Annotated in this window: 11 protein-coding genes; 3 read left to right on the forward strand and 8 right to left on the reverse strand. The window is 38.6% G+C overall.

All coding sequences use genetic code 11. The features are described from left to right. Window positions 1-19: 19 nt before the first annotated feature. From R2S57_RS01080 to pgi, 6 genes are all read right to left on the reverse strand, one after another. Window positions 20-2,905 (reverse strand): two-component regulator propeller domain-containing protein, encoded by a 2,886-nt coding sequence (locus R2S57_RS01080; RefSeq protein ID WP_316843270.1) that lies wholly within the window; start codon window positions 2,903-2,905, stop codon window positions 20-22. 227 nt (window positions 2,906-3,132) lie between these two features. Continuing rightward, window positions 3,133-3,585: a ubiquinol-cytochrome c reductase iron-sulfur subunit gene (locus tag R2S57_RS01085; RefSeq protein ID WP_316843271.1), complete on the reverse strand. Its 453-nt coding sequence runs from the start codon at window positions 3,583-3,585 to the stop codon at window positions 3,133-3,135. 39 nt (window positions 3,586-3,624) lie between these two features. Continuing rightward, entirely contained in the window at window positions 3,625-4,572 is a 948-nt protein-coding gene (locus tag R2S57_RS01090) for a DUF5777 family beta-barrel protein (protein WP_316843272.1), read from the reverse strand. Between the two features lie 5 nt (window positions 4,573-4,577). Further along, on the reverse strand, window positions 4,578-5,120 hold the full coding sequence (locus R2S57_RS01095) for a YceI family protein (protein ID WP_316843273.1): 543 nt from the start codon (window positions 5,118-5,120) through the stop codon (window positions 4,578-4,580). A gap of 68 nt (window positions 5,121-5,188) precedes the next feature. Beyond that, entirely contained in the window at window positions 5,189-5,557 is a 369-nt protein-coding gene (locus R2S57_RS01100; protein WP_316843274.1) for a hypothetical protein, read from the reverse strand. Between the two features lie 816 nt (window positions 5,558-6,373). Beyond that, window positions 6,374-8,020 (reverse strand): glucose-6-phosphate isomerase, encoded by a 1,647-nt coding sequence (gene pgi / locus R2S57_RS01105; RefSeq protein ID WP_316843275.1) that lies wholly within the window; start codon window positions 8,018-8,020, stop codon window positions 6,374-6,376. A gap of 389 nt (window positions 8,021-8,409) precedes the next feature. On the opposite strand from pgi, the gene R2S57_RS01110 reads away from it, so the two are divergent. Both R2S57_RS01110 and R2S57_RS01115 read left to right on the forward strand, forming a co-directional pair. After that, window positions 8,410-8,913, forward strand: coding sequence for a hypothetical protein (locus R2S57_RS01110; protein WP_316843276.1), 504 nt, complete (start codon window positions 8,410-8,412; stop codon window positions 8,911-8,913). Between the two features lie 149 nt (window positions 8,914-9,062). Further along, a complete protein-coding gene (locus tag R2S57_RS01115) occupies window positions 9,063-10,367 on the forward strand; it encodes an amidohydrolase (RefSeq protein ID WP_316843277.1) in 1,305 nt (434 codons plus the stop codon). Window positions 10,368-10,384: 17 nt separating this feature from the next. Here R2S57_RS01115 and R2S57_RS01120 read toward each other — a convergent pair whose 3' ends face one another. Continuing rightward, complete coding sequence (locus tag R2S57_RS01120; protein WP_316843278.1) at window positions 10,385-13,210, reverse strand: TonB-dependent receptor; 2,826 nt, start codon at window positions 13,208-13,210, stop codon at window positions 10,385-10,387. A gap of 13 nt (window positions 13,211-13,223) precedes the next feature. Beyond that, window positions 13,224-14,480, reverse strand: coding sequence for a 6-bladed beta-propeller (locus R2S57_RS01125; protein ID WP_316843279.1), 1,257 nt, complete (start codon window positions 14,478-14,480; stop codon window positions 13,224-13,226). Window positions 14,481-14,907: 427 nt separating this feature from the next. Between R2S57_RS01125 and prfB the strand changes: the two genes are divergently transcribed. Continuing rightward, window positions 14,908-15,982, forward strand: a protein-coding gene (gene prfB / locus R2S57_RS01130; protein ID WP_316843280.1) for a peptide chain release factor 2 whose coding sequence is annotated in 2 segments (ribosomal slippage) — window positions 14,908-14,967 and window positions 14,969-15,982 — 1,074 coding nt in all. Because the reading frame shifts where the segments join, the coding sequence is not laid out codon by codon here. The last annotated feature ends 13 nt before the right edge of the window (window positions 15,983-15,995 follow it).

A 15,995-nucleotide genomic window follows, 5' to 3' on the forward strand; every position in this document is an offset into this window, starting at 1 on the left:
CACAAAAATTGCCCCTAAATTAAGGGATAACCGGAATGCTGATTAAAATTGAAGTCCCGTTTTTTATCTCCGAATGCATGGTAAAAGTACCATTAAGCTCTTCGGTTCTTTTACGCATATTGGCCAGGCCATTTCCTTTATCCTCACAGATATTGAATCCGTTTCCGTTATCCTCGATCTTAAGGTGGATCTGCTTGCCTATAATTTTTAAACTGATCAGCACTTCGGTGGCGCAACTGTATTTTGCAATGTTATTTACCGCTTCTTTGGTAATCAGCACCAGATTTTTACGCGTGGTAATATCTTGCACTGTTTTATTAATGCCTGTATCGACTGATATTTTATAATTGATGTTTGTTGCGCCCAAAATATCATTGGCGAAATTTTTTATCCGGCTGCCGATTGTCATAAATTCATCTTTGCCGGGTTTCATACTCCAGATAATGTCGCCAATTTTATCAGCAAGGTTCTTGGATTGATCTTCAATTTTATGGAGGATTTTTTTTGCCTGCTTGGTATCGGTACTGATCAACTGGTTGGCTATAGCACTGTTTAACTGTAAACTGCTCAAGGTTGCTCCGATATCATCATGCAGATCGGCAGTGATTTTTTTCCGCTGCAGTTCTAAAGCCAGTTTTTGTTCAAAAATGGTTTTTTGTTTCTGAAGCCTCATCTGGTTGAACCACCAAAAAGTTGCAGCGGTTATGATAATGGCGATAGTTGTCCAAAACCATAACGCCCTGTAGAAAGGCGTTTTGATAAAAAAGACGAGTTTCAAGGTTTGTCTGCTAATTTGGTTGTTAATATCAACCGCCCTGATAAATATAGTATGGTTGCCACTGTTCAACTGGATATTCAGTGTATTCCCATCTAAGTTGCTCCAGCCATTTTTGCTGTTTACCGCGTATTGTATGGCCTTAAAATGGCCGCTAAGTTCTATTCCTGCAAACTGCAGTGTAATGTTGTTCTGGTTACTTTCTAAAGTATAGTTTTTAGCAATCGGTTTGCTTTCCTGATTGATTTTAACATCTGTTAATTCGGGAGAAATCTCAAATTTTGGATTTTGATAAGCTGCCGGGATGATAGAAATACCATTTTCGGTTGCTGCATAAACGGTATCGTTTTTTGCAATCAGATCATTAACCGTATTTGAGGATAAACCATCTGTTTTGGAGATGTTCGATATCTTATAATGAATTTGATTTCGATTGATGTTATAGGCTAAAATGGAAATTCCCTTTTTACTACCGATCCATATTTTGTTCCCATTTGCAAGCATACAGGTAATGTTTTCGGGCAAACTTGCCTCATCTTTGATAACCGAAATCACTTTGTCGTTTTTGAAAATAACCAAGCTGCCATTTGGTGAGCTCGCCCATAAGGTATTGTCATTAGCCTTGATTAAAACCGATAATTTTTCATTAAAATTCGGCAGGTTTAAAGGAATAAAGGTAGAGGTATTGGCATTTAGGTTGTATCTGTATAGTCCTTTAGAACCCAGGTTGTAAATCGTATTGTTGTCGGTTTTAACCAGACTCAATGCCCTGTTATATTCGCTGTTTAGCGAACGTGTTTTTTGCGTTTTTAGGTTCAATTCCAGCAATCCCGATATTGTGCCCAGTATAATCGTACTATCATTTAACAATGTAGCCGTTTTAAGCGATGCCGACATGTTTTTGTAGGTCAAAGCTATTTTGCTTTTGCCAAAATTGATGCTGTAGCCCATATCGCTGATCAATACCGTCTTATTTTTGATATTGATGATCTTTCTTATCCAAGCAGGATAATTATTACCAACGATTTCGAACTTTTGTTTTTGCCCATTTTTGATTTTTAAAACCTGCCCGTAATAGTTTCCTGCAAATAATTCATTTTTGTCGTTTATGGAGAGGCTTAAAAAATTGGGTTTAATATAATCTTCGGGTGTGATTATTTTTTTGATTTCATTTGTACTATAGTAGGCTAAGCCTTTATCTAAAGTGCCGATCCATATATTTTTGAATTGATCTACATAAGCACAGTTTGCATTTGCCTTGTAGGTTAATTTGTTGGCAAGTTTAAGGCTGTTTTTGTTATAAAAGTAAACGTTGCCTGTTGAGCTGGTAATGATCAGATAAGCTCCTGAGAGCTTGTACCAAAATATTTTTTCGGGTACAATAAGCGAATCCAATTTATACCTGAGCGGATTTAGGCCTATATCAGATACCTTGTAAACCTTATTCCCGGTAGTAAACTGAAAAAACTCGGTATAGTTAAAAAAACTGGTGCTAAAAACTAAAGGTGATCTAATTAGAATACTATCTACTAGTTTATTTTTTGATAAAAGATAGGTTCTGCTGTAAAAAGCATGTTTATCGTTGCTGATTGCACAAAAAGAACTTACTTCTTTATCTTTAACCAATAATTTGTTTTCTATGATGGGGTTATAGGTATAACTTGCTATTTTTTTGTTTTTAAAAGTAACAGCGCCATTACGGTTATAAAATTTAACCCCACCACTTTTTAATTTATGGAGTACAAATAATGTTTTGGAAAGGATGTTGAGGTATTTATGGTTTTTGATGGTGATGAAACAACCTTTAACATCATCAAAATAAGCTGGGGGCTGTACATAGCTATTTACCCAGATGGTACCATCATCATCGCATTGTATCTGTAACACATCATTAGAGGGCAATCCATTTTTCGCAGAGAAATTTTGGAAGTATTTGCCATCAAACCTCGAAACGCCATTATCTGTTGCGATCCATAAAAAGCCTTTATGATCTTCAACAATATCGTAAACATGGTTGCTCGGTAAACCTTCGTTGGTGGTAAACTGATTTAATTTTACAGGCAATTGGGCCTGTACGGTAACAAACAGGTTAAGGCACAGTAGAAGTATGAAGAGCGCTTTATTGATCACGGGATTATTTGGTTATATAAATGTAATCAAAAAAGTAGGAAGATAAATTCGAAGTCTCTAATGGCTTGTGTGTTGAGACACTTCAGAAGTCTGTGCGGTTATAAACCTGCTTTTGGGAATAATTCCGTGATTTCCGTGGCAAAAAAAATATAAAAGGAGACCAAACAAGGGAAAAATAAAAAAGCAGCACCCATCACGGTACTGCTTCACCCTTAAAAACAAAAATTTTAAGCTGTTGCGGTTAATGTATTTCCCGAAACCGTAAGCGGATAAACTTTTAATGCATTAGTGGTTCCACCATCATTAGGCTGGGCCAAAATGCTGCCTGAAGTGGTATATCTCGAACTATGCAAGCCACATTGAATGTAATTACTGGCCTGAATAAAGCTCAATGCCCCACCCTGATGTGGACAAACCGCCTGCGTAGCTGCAAAAGAGGTAGTCGCATTTCCAGCCGCAGTACGGATAAAAAGGATGCTGCTTACTACCATTGATGCCCCTACGGTTAACAATTGGGTGCTCAGATCTACACTTGCAGTTGTGCCAGAGGGAACACTACCACCACCTGGCTTGGTGGGCTCAGGCGAATCACTTTTTTTGCCACAGGCCGAAAAGCAGGCTCCTGTGCATACCAGGGCCATACCGAGGCCTAAAGATTTGATAAATTCGTTACGTTCCATAATAATTGTTTTGTTGGTTATGATTTGGTTGAATTTGATCTACTTTGCTTTCTTTTTATCAAAAGAAAATCTTCTTGCAATACTAAAACCCCAACGGTATTGCCCCTTTAACCAGGAAGTATTGGTATCGGTAATAAATTGTGATTCCTGTATGGCTGTGGCGTTGGTGAAATTAAGATGGAAAATGTGCCCACCAGTTTCAAACTCCAGTCCGGCACCCAGGGTATTGTAATATTGATTGCCTGAAGTATTTTCGAGATAAGCCTTTTTATCTTTATCCCTGAACGGAATGGTATAGTCGGCTACAAAAGCCATACGTTTAGTAATTTTAATACGCCCTCCAACCGATATGGCGAGCATATCGTTCTGGTCGCCAAAAACAGTAAAATTTCGGTGTACGTACGATGGCATCACCAAAACCGAGAAATTCGAATTAAATTTGCGGGCAATTACAGCTTGCACCACATAGCTCAAACGGTCTTGAAATTCGCCAAATGCATTAGCTGCGGCAGGGTCGGTTGAAGCTTTTGTTGCCGAAACAGTAGTGCTGCCAAATAAAGTTACCGCAACAGGTATTTTATCATCGGCGGTTTGTTCCAACAGGCGGTATTTTAAGTTTCCTTCGTAAAGTTGTGTAACTACCCCGGCTCCCTTTGCCCTAGATAAACCTACAGAAAGCCTGTCGCTGATCCCGTATTCAAAACCAATGCGAATATCTGTCGATTGGTCAAGTCCGAAAAAGTTTTTGGTACCTCCGGCACTGCCGGCAATATCACCAAAGCGGTGATCCACCCTGAAATCCAATTCGTTCTTATAAATGGTTTCGTTGGTTTGTATGTTAATGAGTTTGGTAGCTTTAAAGGTGGCCTTTACATTACCTTTTTCTACAGGCATCTGTAAGGCATTTTCTAGCGAATCCTGCCCAAAAGCCAGAGATGGCAAGCCAATTAGGAATAGGTATAAAAGAGATTTTAGATGATATTTCATAAGGTTTATTTTTTAGGTTGATAAATAGCAGTCATTTTTATGAGTATAGTTTCTGCAATCTGTTTGAAAACAATCGTTGGGACTTTGATATTATGATCGACAAGTTTTACATTGAAGGATGAGGTGGCCTTAGCTTCATCACCCGTAATTACCAGCGATCCTTTTGCCTGATATTCTTTGGTAACCCCATGGATCTGCAGATTTCCTTTTACAGTAATGGGGTAGGTGCCAGGTTTCGAAAAGTCGATTTGTTCCACAATTTTCCCTTTAAAATCTGACGTAGGATATTTATCGCTTTCGATATAATTCTCATTGAAATGTTCCTGCATCAATTTTTTCTTAAACTCGTAAGAAGTATTATTGATCTTGAAAATGATATCATTGGTTTTGGTATTGATGGCTGAAGCCCCTGATTTGCTTTGCGCATCGATATCTTCTACAGGTGTTGAAGAGAAAAATGAAGAAGTTACATTTTTGCTTACCCATATCTGCGCTTTTAGGCCTGTGCATAATAACAAGGCCATGAATGTGAAAAGTAGTTTTTGCATCGGTGAAATAATTTAAGTGATTAGATAAATGTTTTTTGCAGAGCTTAATCTTCTTCGGTTTGAAAGCATTATTCAGGCATACCTTTATCAAACCATGCTTGTAGCAATTCTCTTTCGCTTACGGTAAGCGTGCTGCCTTTAGGCATGGTTTTGGTCACTAAAATGCTGTTGGCCACACGTGCATCACTTTTTATAGAGGCCAAACCTGTAAATTCCCATATCACTTTAAGTGAACCGTTAGGACCGTGGCAATTGTTACATTTCGTTTGAAACAGCGCACCTGCAAAATTGGTGTAGGTTACGTTTGCAGTAGTTACTGGTGTAGGGCCGGTAGTGATCGGACTGTCAGGCTTTATTTCCTCCGCTTGTTTTTTGGAGCAGGCAAAAAGTAATGTGCCAAACATGGCCAGTAAAAAGATGGAATTTTGTTTTTTCATAGGTGTTTATTTAAAATGAGTATTGGAGGTAGATTTTTTCTTGATTAGCTCATTTGATGGCGTAGGTGTATTAGAATTTTGGGTGATAAGCAATGAATTGTATTTTGCTTTTGTTGATATGCACAACATGATTAGAAATGCGGCGAATAAAATCACAATAACCTGTTTTTTTGAGGTCATATCCGGATAGTTTTAGGGTTTATGTTCTGTTTATTTAAAAATCCTTGCTTATTTTATGTAGGCAGTACTTTTAAATAACTTTTCTCTCGAAATCTTAATCATTACGTAAGCTTTTCCTGATTGGTTGCTCGCTAATAAAAAAAACATAAATCATCCCGATATTAAATCGCGGCAAATTCATAAACCAATAGTTAAACCATCAGGTTGGTGCGGTACAGGTATTCAATACGATAGCGTAAGCAGCTATGTTTTTAGTTTATGGATTACAATTGAGCTATTGGAGTGGCTAATATGTGAGGGGAGACCTCCACTCTTTTCTTGATTTGATTCTTTCCTACTAAGGACTTTAGAATTTTCATTGTTTTTCATCTTTCAATATTTAAAATTATAGCATAACCATTGCCCTTCCATAAAGGCAATTAAACTGTGTAAATAAATGTGGGATGAATATTAGTAGGGATAAATACTGTTGTTAATGTACAGTTTTTTATGACAAGACAACGATAATTATCAGACAAAAGTAATAAAGCTGCCTTTGCGAATTGGCAGCTTTATTTGTAGGTATAGGTTAATTTTTATGCCAGAGATGGATTTAAACAAAAAAAGCGAGTATTAACTCGCTTTTTTAAGATGTTTTTATCTCCAGGCCTTATACTGGTTGATTAAACCATTTGTTGAACTATCATGGCTCGAAACTTTGTCATTGCCAGATAACTCTGGAAGAATCTTTTTGGCCAGTTGTTTGCCCAGTTCTACTCCCCATTGATCGAAACTGAAGATGTTCCAGATCACGCCCTGTACAAATATTTTGTGTTCATACATGGCTACCAAACTGCCTAAAGTATATGGTGTTACTTTTTTGAGTAATATGGAGTTTGTTGGACGGTTGCCTTCGAATACTTTAAATGGTGCAATCTTTTTGATCTCTGCATCAGATTTACCTTCTTTTTTCAATTCGGCAGTTACTTCTTCTTCCGTTTTACCGTTCATTAAAGCTTCTGTTTGTGCAAAGAAGTTAGATAGTAAAATGGGATGATGATCGCCCAGTGGGTTTAAGCTTTGCGCTGGCGCAATAAAATCGGCAGGAATAATCCTGGTGCCCTGGTGGATCAGTTGGTAAAAAGCATGCTGACCGTTTGTGCCTGGTTCGCCCCAGATAATCGGCCCGGTTTCGTAATCAACCTCGTTACCGTTCCTGTCTACATGTTTACCGTTACTTTCCATATCGCCCTGTTGGAAATACGCCGCGAAACGGTGCATATATTGGTCGTAAGGTAAAATAACCTGTGTTTCTGCATTGTAGAAATTAATATACCAAACGCCTAATAAACCTAAAATTACAGGTAGGTTGTTTTCAAATTCGGCTGTTTTAAAATGATTATCGGTTGCATGTGCACCGGCCAACAATTGTTTAAAATTGTCAAAACCGATACTTAATGAGATGGATAAACCGATGGCGCTCCATAACGAATAACGGCCGCCAACCCAATCCCAAAACTCGAACATATTTTCGGTATCAATACCGAAAGCAGAAACATCTTTGGCATTTGTTGATAGTGCGGCAAAATGTTTGGCAATATCACCTTCTTTTCCACCTTTTTCTAAAAACCACGAACGGGCAGAGTGCGCGTTGGTCATGGTTTCCTGTGTGGTAAATGTTTTTGAAGCCACTAAGAATAAAGTAGTTTCGGCATCTAAACCTGCTAATGTTTCGGCGATGTGGGTGCCATCAATATTAGAAACAAAGTGGATGTTTAAATGATTTTTATAGTGTTTTAAAGCTTCAGTAACCATTACCGGTCCTAAATCAGAGCCACCAATACCAATATTTACGATATCTGTAATGGCTTTGCCTGTATAACCTTTCCATTCGCCGCTGATAATGCTGTTGCTAAATTTTTCCATTTTAGCCAGTACCGCGTTAACTTCAGGCATCACATCTTTGCCATCCACCAAAATTGGCGTATTGCTGAGGTTACGCAAAGCAATGTGGAGTACCGAACGGTCTTCCGTTTCGTTAATCTTATCGCCGTTATACATCGATTTTATGGCTTCATCCAGTTTACACTCGCGCGCCAATTGGATTAACAGGGCCAAAGTTTCATCGCTGATTCGGTTTTTACTGTAGTCTAATAAAATATCCTCAAAAAAAACAGAAAACTTATTGAAACGATCTGCATCTTCAGCAAAAAGATCTTTAATGCTTTTTTGATTAATATCTATAAAATGATCGGCTAAATACTTGTAGGCCTCAGTTTCTGTGAAATTTACTTTAGGTAACATAATCTTTGTTTTTTTGTAAAAGTAATAAAGCAAAAATTTAAAACGGTCTTTTTAATGTTCAAAATCATTAAGGAGATATTATATTTTCTTTACGCGTATAAAATATACTAAAATTGACCGTTTGGTCTAGGGAAGCAAGTTATATATTATAAACATCCTTATGATAGGCGACCATTTTTTTCTTTTCTGACCATATAAGCAATATAAGGGCATGTGAGCTTTAATGAACTGATATGGCTGATATGGTGAAGTTTATTTGTTGACATTTAAAACCTAAGAATTGATGGAACTAAAGAACATAGAATTTTTAATGTCGGTTAAACCGCGTAACTTTAATAGAAGGATCTGTTATTTAGCCCTCTATTGTTTTAAACATTAATCCGAGCACTATGTTAGAAAACTTAAATGAAATGGTACGCGAAAACGTACAGGAAAGCGTGGTAAACAATGCTGCTATTCCGAACGAACACAATGAGGCAGTAATACAGGCTGCTTCAGGATCTATTTTCGACACCCTAAAAGATAAATTGTCATCAGGCAATATTGGCGCTTTAACCGATATTTTTAACGGAAACAAAGCCGAAGGTACCGAGGTGGCAACGCAGGCTTCGGGTAGTTTTATGGATAAACTAAGTGGACTGGGTATTAATGCCGATACTGCAAAATCTTTGGCCTCGAGTATCATCCCCGGGCTGATTGCCAAATTTACCCAAAAAACAAATGATCCGAACGACAGCTCCTTTAATTTGAAGGATGTATTGGGAAGTTTAGGAGGCGATGATGGCAAGTTTGACATGAGCGATGTTATCGGCATGTTTAACGGCGGGCAAAACGCACAGTCTGGCCAAACTGGTGAGGGTGGGATGATGGATAAACTGAAGGGGATGTTTTAATGATATTTTTAAGAAGATTTGTCAGCTTTAACAGCAAATTGGCCATTAAAGTTGACAAATCTAAAAATTACCAGTGCATAGCAGGGCACAATTTCATCTCTCCCTAAAATTGCTTAGCTTAGGGCAACTAAACCTAAACAGTTCATTTTATGAAGAAAACATACCTGCTTGGCCTTTCCTTATTGGCATTAAATGCATTTGCGCAAAAATCAGATTTAAGGCCATTGGTTTCAAAAAAAGCCGATGCCATCGAACAAAAAGTGATTACCTGGCGCCGCGATTTCCATGAACACCCCGAACTTGGCAATACAGAAGTAAGAACAGCAGGTATCATTGCAAAACACCTAACATCATTAGGTATAAAAGTAACCACAGGCGTAGCTAAAACTGGAGTTGTGGGGGTTTTAAAAGGCGGTAAGCCTGGGCCGGTGGTGGCTTTGCGTGCCGATATGGATGGCTTACCCGTTACCGAAAGGGTAGATGTGCCATTTGCATCAAAAGTAAAAACACAGTATAACGGACAGGAAGTTGGGGTAATGCATGCCTGCGGACACGATAGTCATGTGGCCATTTTAATGGGCGTGGCGGAAGTGTTGGCTTCTATGCAGAAAGATATTCAAGGGACCGTGAAATTTATATTTCAACCGGCTGAAGAGGGGGTACCTGAAGGAGACGAAGGTGGAGCGGCTTTAATGATCAAAGAAGGGGTGTTGGAGAATCCGAAAGTAGACGTAATTTTTGGACTGCACATCAATTCTCAAACCGAAGTTGGCGATGTCACTTATCGCCCTGGTGGTACCATGGCTGCTGTAAACGATATGAAGATTACCGTTACCGGCAGGCAGGCACATGGTGCTTACCCATGGAGCAGTATCGATCCGGTGGTGATTTCGGCACAGATTATCAATAACCTGCAAACCATTGTAAGCAGGAATTTGAATGTGACCGAAAATCCGGGAGTGGTGACCATTGGCGCCATTAACGGCGGCGTACGGTCGAACATTATCCCCGAAAAGGTAGAGATGCTGGGTACGGTACGTAACTTTAGCAAGGAAGATGAAGCCATGTTTATCGAAAGAATTAAAACCATCGTAACCAAAACAGCCGAAGCGGGTGGTGCAAAGGCCGAAGTTAAAATCCCTTATAGCAATCATTATCCGGTTACCTTTAACAACATTGCATTAACTGAAAAAATGCTGCCAAGTATGCAATCAACCGCAGGTAAGGATCACGTAAAATTAAAACCACCGGTTACCGGTGCGGAAGATTTCTCTTTCTTCCAGGAAAAAGTACCCGGCTTATTTGTGTTTTTAGGGGGAATGCCAAAAGGTAAAGACCCTTTAAAAGCCCCATCACACCATACACCAGATTTTTATCTTGATGAAAGTGGTTTCGTATTGGGGGTGAAGTTACTGGCTAACCTGACTTTAGATTATATGTCGATGAAGAAATAAGATGATGCTAAATCATCTTATTTCTTTACTGGCTTTTTGCCAAACTGCCTTGGAAAGTATGATACTGTTGCCATAAAATATTGCTGCAATACACTTTGCGTGCCTACGGTAAAACTATTGGCACCACCGTAATTGATAATGTTGGTGTTTTGATGCAATAAATCCATAGCTGAGAATTTAAACTCGATATTGTTCCCTTTCAAAAAGCGGTAAGTGGCATTTGCATTCCAGATGGTAAAGTTAATATTGGCCGCACTGTTCGATTTGCTCGAATTAAAACTGACATTGCTGCTTAGCGTAAATTTCTTGGTGATGTTGTAAATGCTGCTTAAGGTGCTGGCTAAATTTAACCCGCTATACTTGGTATCGAAAGCTTCTTGTTCCGATCGATAAGTATTAAATCCCTGTCCTATTTCGGTGGCAAATTTATCCTTATAGGTATAGTTTAAACTGAGCTTCGCGTTGGTATTAAAGGTGTTCGAAAAACTGAATACATCATTCAGGTAACTGGCATTCTTGGCTATATTGAACCCACCGTTTAGGCTGAGCTGCAGTTCTGAGGTTTTTAGTTTAAATGTTTTTCTTAAATAACCGCTTCCATTTAAATACTTGTTGCCATTGGCGTTGGTTAAATAAATGGTTCGCTTGTTTTGGCTATCGATAAAAATACTGTCAACAATACCATCCTCAATAATACCTGCCGAAACATTAAGGTTATAATTTAAGGTATTTTTGCTCTTCTGATCGGAATGGTTGAGGTTAAAATTAACAGACCTGTCTTTAGCTTCCCTCAATTTAATATTGCCTACCTGAATATTATATACGTTTGTACTATCGGTTAATGGGGCCAGTTGCTCCAGGGCCGGGATGTTGATATTGGTTTGAAAAGATAAAGACATTGATCTATAAAAATCGCCATATTGGTAATTGCTATAATTGATGTTAACTTCGGGTATAAAGGTATTGTAAGCCCGGTTAATATTCTGCCGCGCCTGGTCTGACCGGTTATCCTGAAAAATAAAACGGTGTTTTGCCGAAAGCTCAAACCTTAAATTTTTGTCAAACCTGTTTGATAAACTTTTACGAAAAGATTTAGTAAACGTTAAACCAGGGGTTTCATCCACCACATTTGTTTTGGTATTATTGCTTAAATAGCTGTTTGTAGCATAAACATTTCCCTTTAAATCTTCTACCCTGTTGTGTTCAGTATTGTTGTTCAATTCTAATTTGTTGCTTAAAGATAAGTCGAAGCCTGCAAGATTTTTATAACCGAACAACAGCTGTTTTAAATTGGGCAATTGTAACAATAAAGACTGATTGAAAGCTTCCCGTTGATTATCATATCTTCTATCGTAATCTGTATTGGAAGCCGGGTTTACAAATGACCTGAAGGTGGTTAAATTCGATCTTTGGTTATCATTATCATTTATCGATAAGTGATAATTTGCGGTAAGGCCACTAAAAATATGTTCCCTCCTGGTCATGTAATTGGGCGTTAAACCATACTCAATGCCAAGATTAAAGCCCTTGTTGTTGAAATTGTTCTGCGATTTACCATTATTGGTACTGGTGAGCATATTTTGGCCACTAAAAGCACTTCTCTCGGTATTGCTGTTTGTGCTGCCGTTATTTGAAGACATCGATTGATTGATGTTAAACCGATGGTTCTTATTCGCATATTCGAAACTCGAATTGAAGTTTTGACTGGTTGATGCCGAATTTTCAGCAGTGGTGTTGGTTTCGGATATTTTATCAGTGGCATTGATCGAAGTGGTGGTTTGTGCATCATATGCATTCTCAAAGTTTCTGTCCTGGATAAAATAATTGGCATTTAAGGCGCTTTTTTTATTGTATTCGGGCTTTTCGATAAAATTATAGGTAAAACTGACACCACCAATATTCGGTTGGTTTATACCCGATTGCCTAAAATCGGGCTGATACTCTACATTGGTATTCAATCCTTTAAACGTACTGTTGGCCGTGAGGGTTCTCATGTTACTGGCTGTTTTGTTGATATTATTGCTGGCCCCAATAATGCCCAGCTGCATTTTGGGCGAAAACATATTGAAACTCGCATCTGTTTCGTATTTTTTGGTGGTGCCGTAACCCACACCGATTTTGCCAAAGTAACCGATGTCTTTACCTTTTTTGAGTTTTAAATTTACGGTCAAAGTACTATCGAGCGGGTTTTTTTCATTCCTTTCCCGGTAAACCTGTACCTTATCTAAAGCATTTTTAGCAATGTTTTGGGTGGCCATTTTAAAATCGCCACCAAAGAACTGTTTCCCGTTTACCAGTAAACTTTTTACCTCTCGGCCATTAACGGTAATCTGCCCATCGCCCCATAAGGTTACATTGGGTATTTTACGCAACAAATCTTCTACAACGGCATTGCTATCTAATTTAAAAGCTGCGGCATTAAACTCCAGGGTATCGCCATTCATGGTGATTGGTGCTACTCTGATTTCTACATCCTGTAAGTTATTGTCTTTTGTGGCAATAATCAATGTTTTTAAATCAAGGGGAATTTTTCCATCGGCAATGGTGAAACTTTTGCGTAACAATTGGTAGCCAACATGACTGATCTCTACGTACATTTTAGCATTAAGGGGCAAGTTTTTAAAATTAAACTCACCATAATTATTGCTCAGTTGATAGCTCACCAAGGTACTATCGCCTTTAAATAGCGATACGGTTGCTGATTTTAAATTATAATTGTGTGTCGTGTCTCTAATTATACCCTTTACAGCTCCAATTTGTGTAGGATTGGCTTGTTGGGCTTTGGCATTATAAATACTGAACAAGAATAAAAGTAGGGTGAGATAGCGTTGAAGATGGCGCATTGAGCTGGTTAGATTAGTTTTGTTTAGGCTTGAGTTTGATCAGAACGGGATTACTCTTTTTGTTTTGCGTTTTAAAATAGGCTTCCAGGCTGGGTGGATATTTGGTGGTTTTGCCTTCACTCTGTTCTTTAAAGGTAAACATGGCCAAAGAAGAATAATTGGTGTAGAAATAGCCGTTTTCGTACAATTGGAAGCCGCGGTTAATGAAATCGTAAAAATCGCCATTGGCGTCTGTTACCGGTAAAAAATAGGAAAGGGCATCGGGTTCCAAATCCTGTACCGAGGTGAGTTCGCTTGTTTTGAAGTTGTAAATCAAGGCCTTTTTCATCGACCTATCCCAACCATAGCTGTGCAGTTTGAAATATAGGTTATCGCCAACCAGTAAAGTGTTGCTTATGGCATAAAATACCTTTGGGTTGTTCCTAAGATACTCACCTCTTTTTTTAACGTAAACCGGATTGGTGGTAAAATCGTTCGGGAGCGAATTGGCTGCCGGAAATATGATGTGGTAGGCAAGTGAAACGCTAGCAGGCCTGACTTTAAAAATATCGTAAGAATGGTAATTTAAGTAAAACACCTCGTTGGGGCTAGATTGATAAAAACGTGGCCCCGAACCCCAAAACTCATCGCTATCATACCGGCTTGTGTTATAAGGGAAATAACCTATAGAATCTTTATTTTTATTGATGATTCCCAGTTCATAATAGGTACTGTCTTTACCCTTCTTTTTTAAAAAATCAGGTCGGACAATGGTATTTGGATCTGCGAATTTTAAATCACGTGTGCTGTAGCGGTTGGGATAATCTTTCTCCATTATTTTTTTGACCAGCTTGCCTGCTAAATCGAAATAAAAAATGCGTGGTCCGGTAAAAACGACGATATAATTGGTGTTGTTTTCTTTTTCGATAAAAAAACTATAAAACTCTGTTTTGTTTTTATCATCCTTTTCGGGTTGCATGTTGTTCGCATTGATCTTTGTTTTGTACTTCCCGTCTTTTTCAAAAATTAGAATAGACTTGGTATCATAGTCGAAAATGATATATTTATCTTCTATAATTTTAAAATGATTAATGTTCCCAAAAAGACTTTCTTTAGTGGTTTCGAGGGGGATAAATTCTACTTCGCTAAAAATCTGTGAAACAGCAGCGCCATGTGCTGCCTGAGGATCGATACGTAGGGTGAGCATTTCAGTGCTATCTATTTTGCCTTGCTGCGCCCATGCTGCAGTACAGGAAAACAAATACGCTAAAACGAGAGCGCGCATTTTCATTGATATTGGTTAGAGGTTAATATTAGTATAAATCTATCCGATCGCGCTGTAATTATACCATCTGGTAATCACCTGATTTAATTTCCGCTGATCTGATTATTCTGCTGGGAAATTAATGAATTAAATGATTAGTTGATCATTAATTTTAATTTTTTTAACAAAAATTAACGGGAATAATGTTGGAATGGGATTGTCTAAATCGATTAATTGACTTTTGACTTCCGACTACTAGATCGGTTAACTGACATTGAGCGCTAAACCCTAAGCGTAAGACTGATTAATCGATTAACTCACTCCAAGCTCCCAGCTCCAAACTCCCAGCTAAGAAGGTTAATTGTTGAAATTGGTTAACTGATCGCCAAACCCGCAACGCTAAACTTCCGGGCGATCGCAAGGAAAAGCTTTCTTTATTACTATATTTGTGGCTATGACCAAAGAAAATATTCAGGATTTAAGGGACAGAGTAACGTCGCTGAGGAGGTATCTTTGACGTTGATGAGCTACTTTACGCTATTCGCGAAGAAGAAAAATTAACAATGGCGCCCGATTTCTGGGACGATCCAAAAAAAGCGGAAAAAATTCTTGCCGAAATCAGTGCTAAGAAAAAATGGACTGATGGCTTTAACCAAACCCATAATGCGGTTGAGGATGCGGTGGTAATGTTTGAGTTTTTTCAATCGGGAGATGCTTCCGAAAAAGAACTTCAAGACCAGTTCGAAATAAGCAAAACTGCTGTAGAGGAACTGGAGCTTAAAAACATGCTTCGCAGCAAGGAAGACCAGCTTTCTGCCGTATTACAGATTACCGCAGGAGCCGGTGGAACCGAAAGTTGCGATTGGGCCTACATGCTCATGCGCATGTATATGATGTGGGGCGAAAAAAACGGGTATAAAATTACCGAACAGGATAGTCAGGAAGGGGAGATTGCAGGGATAAAATCGGTAACGCTCCAATTTGACGGCGATTTTTCTTACGGTTATCTTAAAGGCGAAAATGGTGTACACCGCCTGGTGCGGATCTCACCATTCGACTCGAATGCCCGCAGGCATACTTCTTTTGCCTCGGTATATGTTTATCCCTTGGTTGATGATACCATACAGATTGACATTAACCCGGCCGATATAGAATTCGAGACTTTTAGGGCTGGTGGCGCTGGAGGACAGAATGTAAACAAGGTAGAAACTGCCGTGCGTTTATACCACAAACCATCAGGCATTATTATTAAAAACCAGGAGTCGCGATCGCAGTTACAGAACAAAGAAAATGCCATACGTTTATTAAAATCGCAATTATACGAAATTGAGGAACGCAAGCGTAATGAGGCCACCGCGCTGGTAGAGGGATCGAAAAAGAAAATAGAATGGGGTTCCCAGATCAGGAGTTATGTGCTGGATGACAGAAGGGTAAAAGATCACCGTACCAATTATCAAACCTCCAATCCAGACGCCGTTTTAAATGGCGATATCAACGATTTTTTGAAAGCGTATTTAATGGAGTTTTAAAATTTAAAATATG

The organism is Pedobacter psychrodurus (assembly GCF_032678585.1).
Taxonomy (GTDB): Bacteria; Bacteroidota; Bacteroidia; order Sphingobacteriales; family Sphingobacteriaceae; genus Pedobacter; species Pedobacter psychrodurus_A.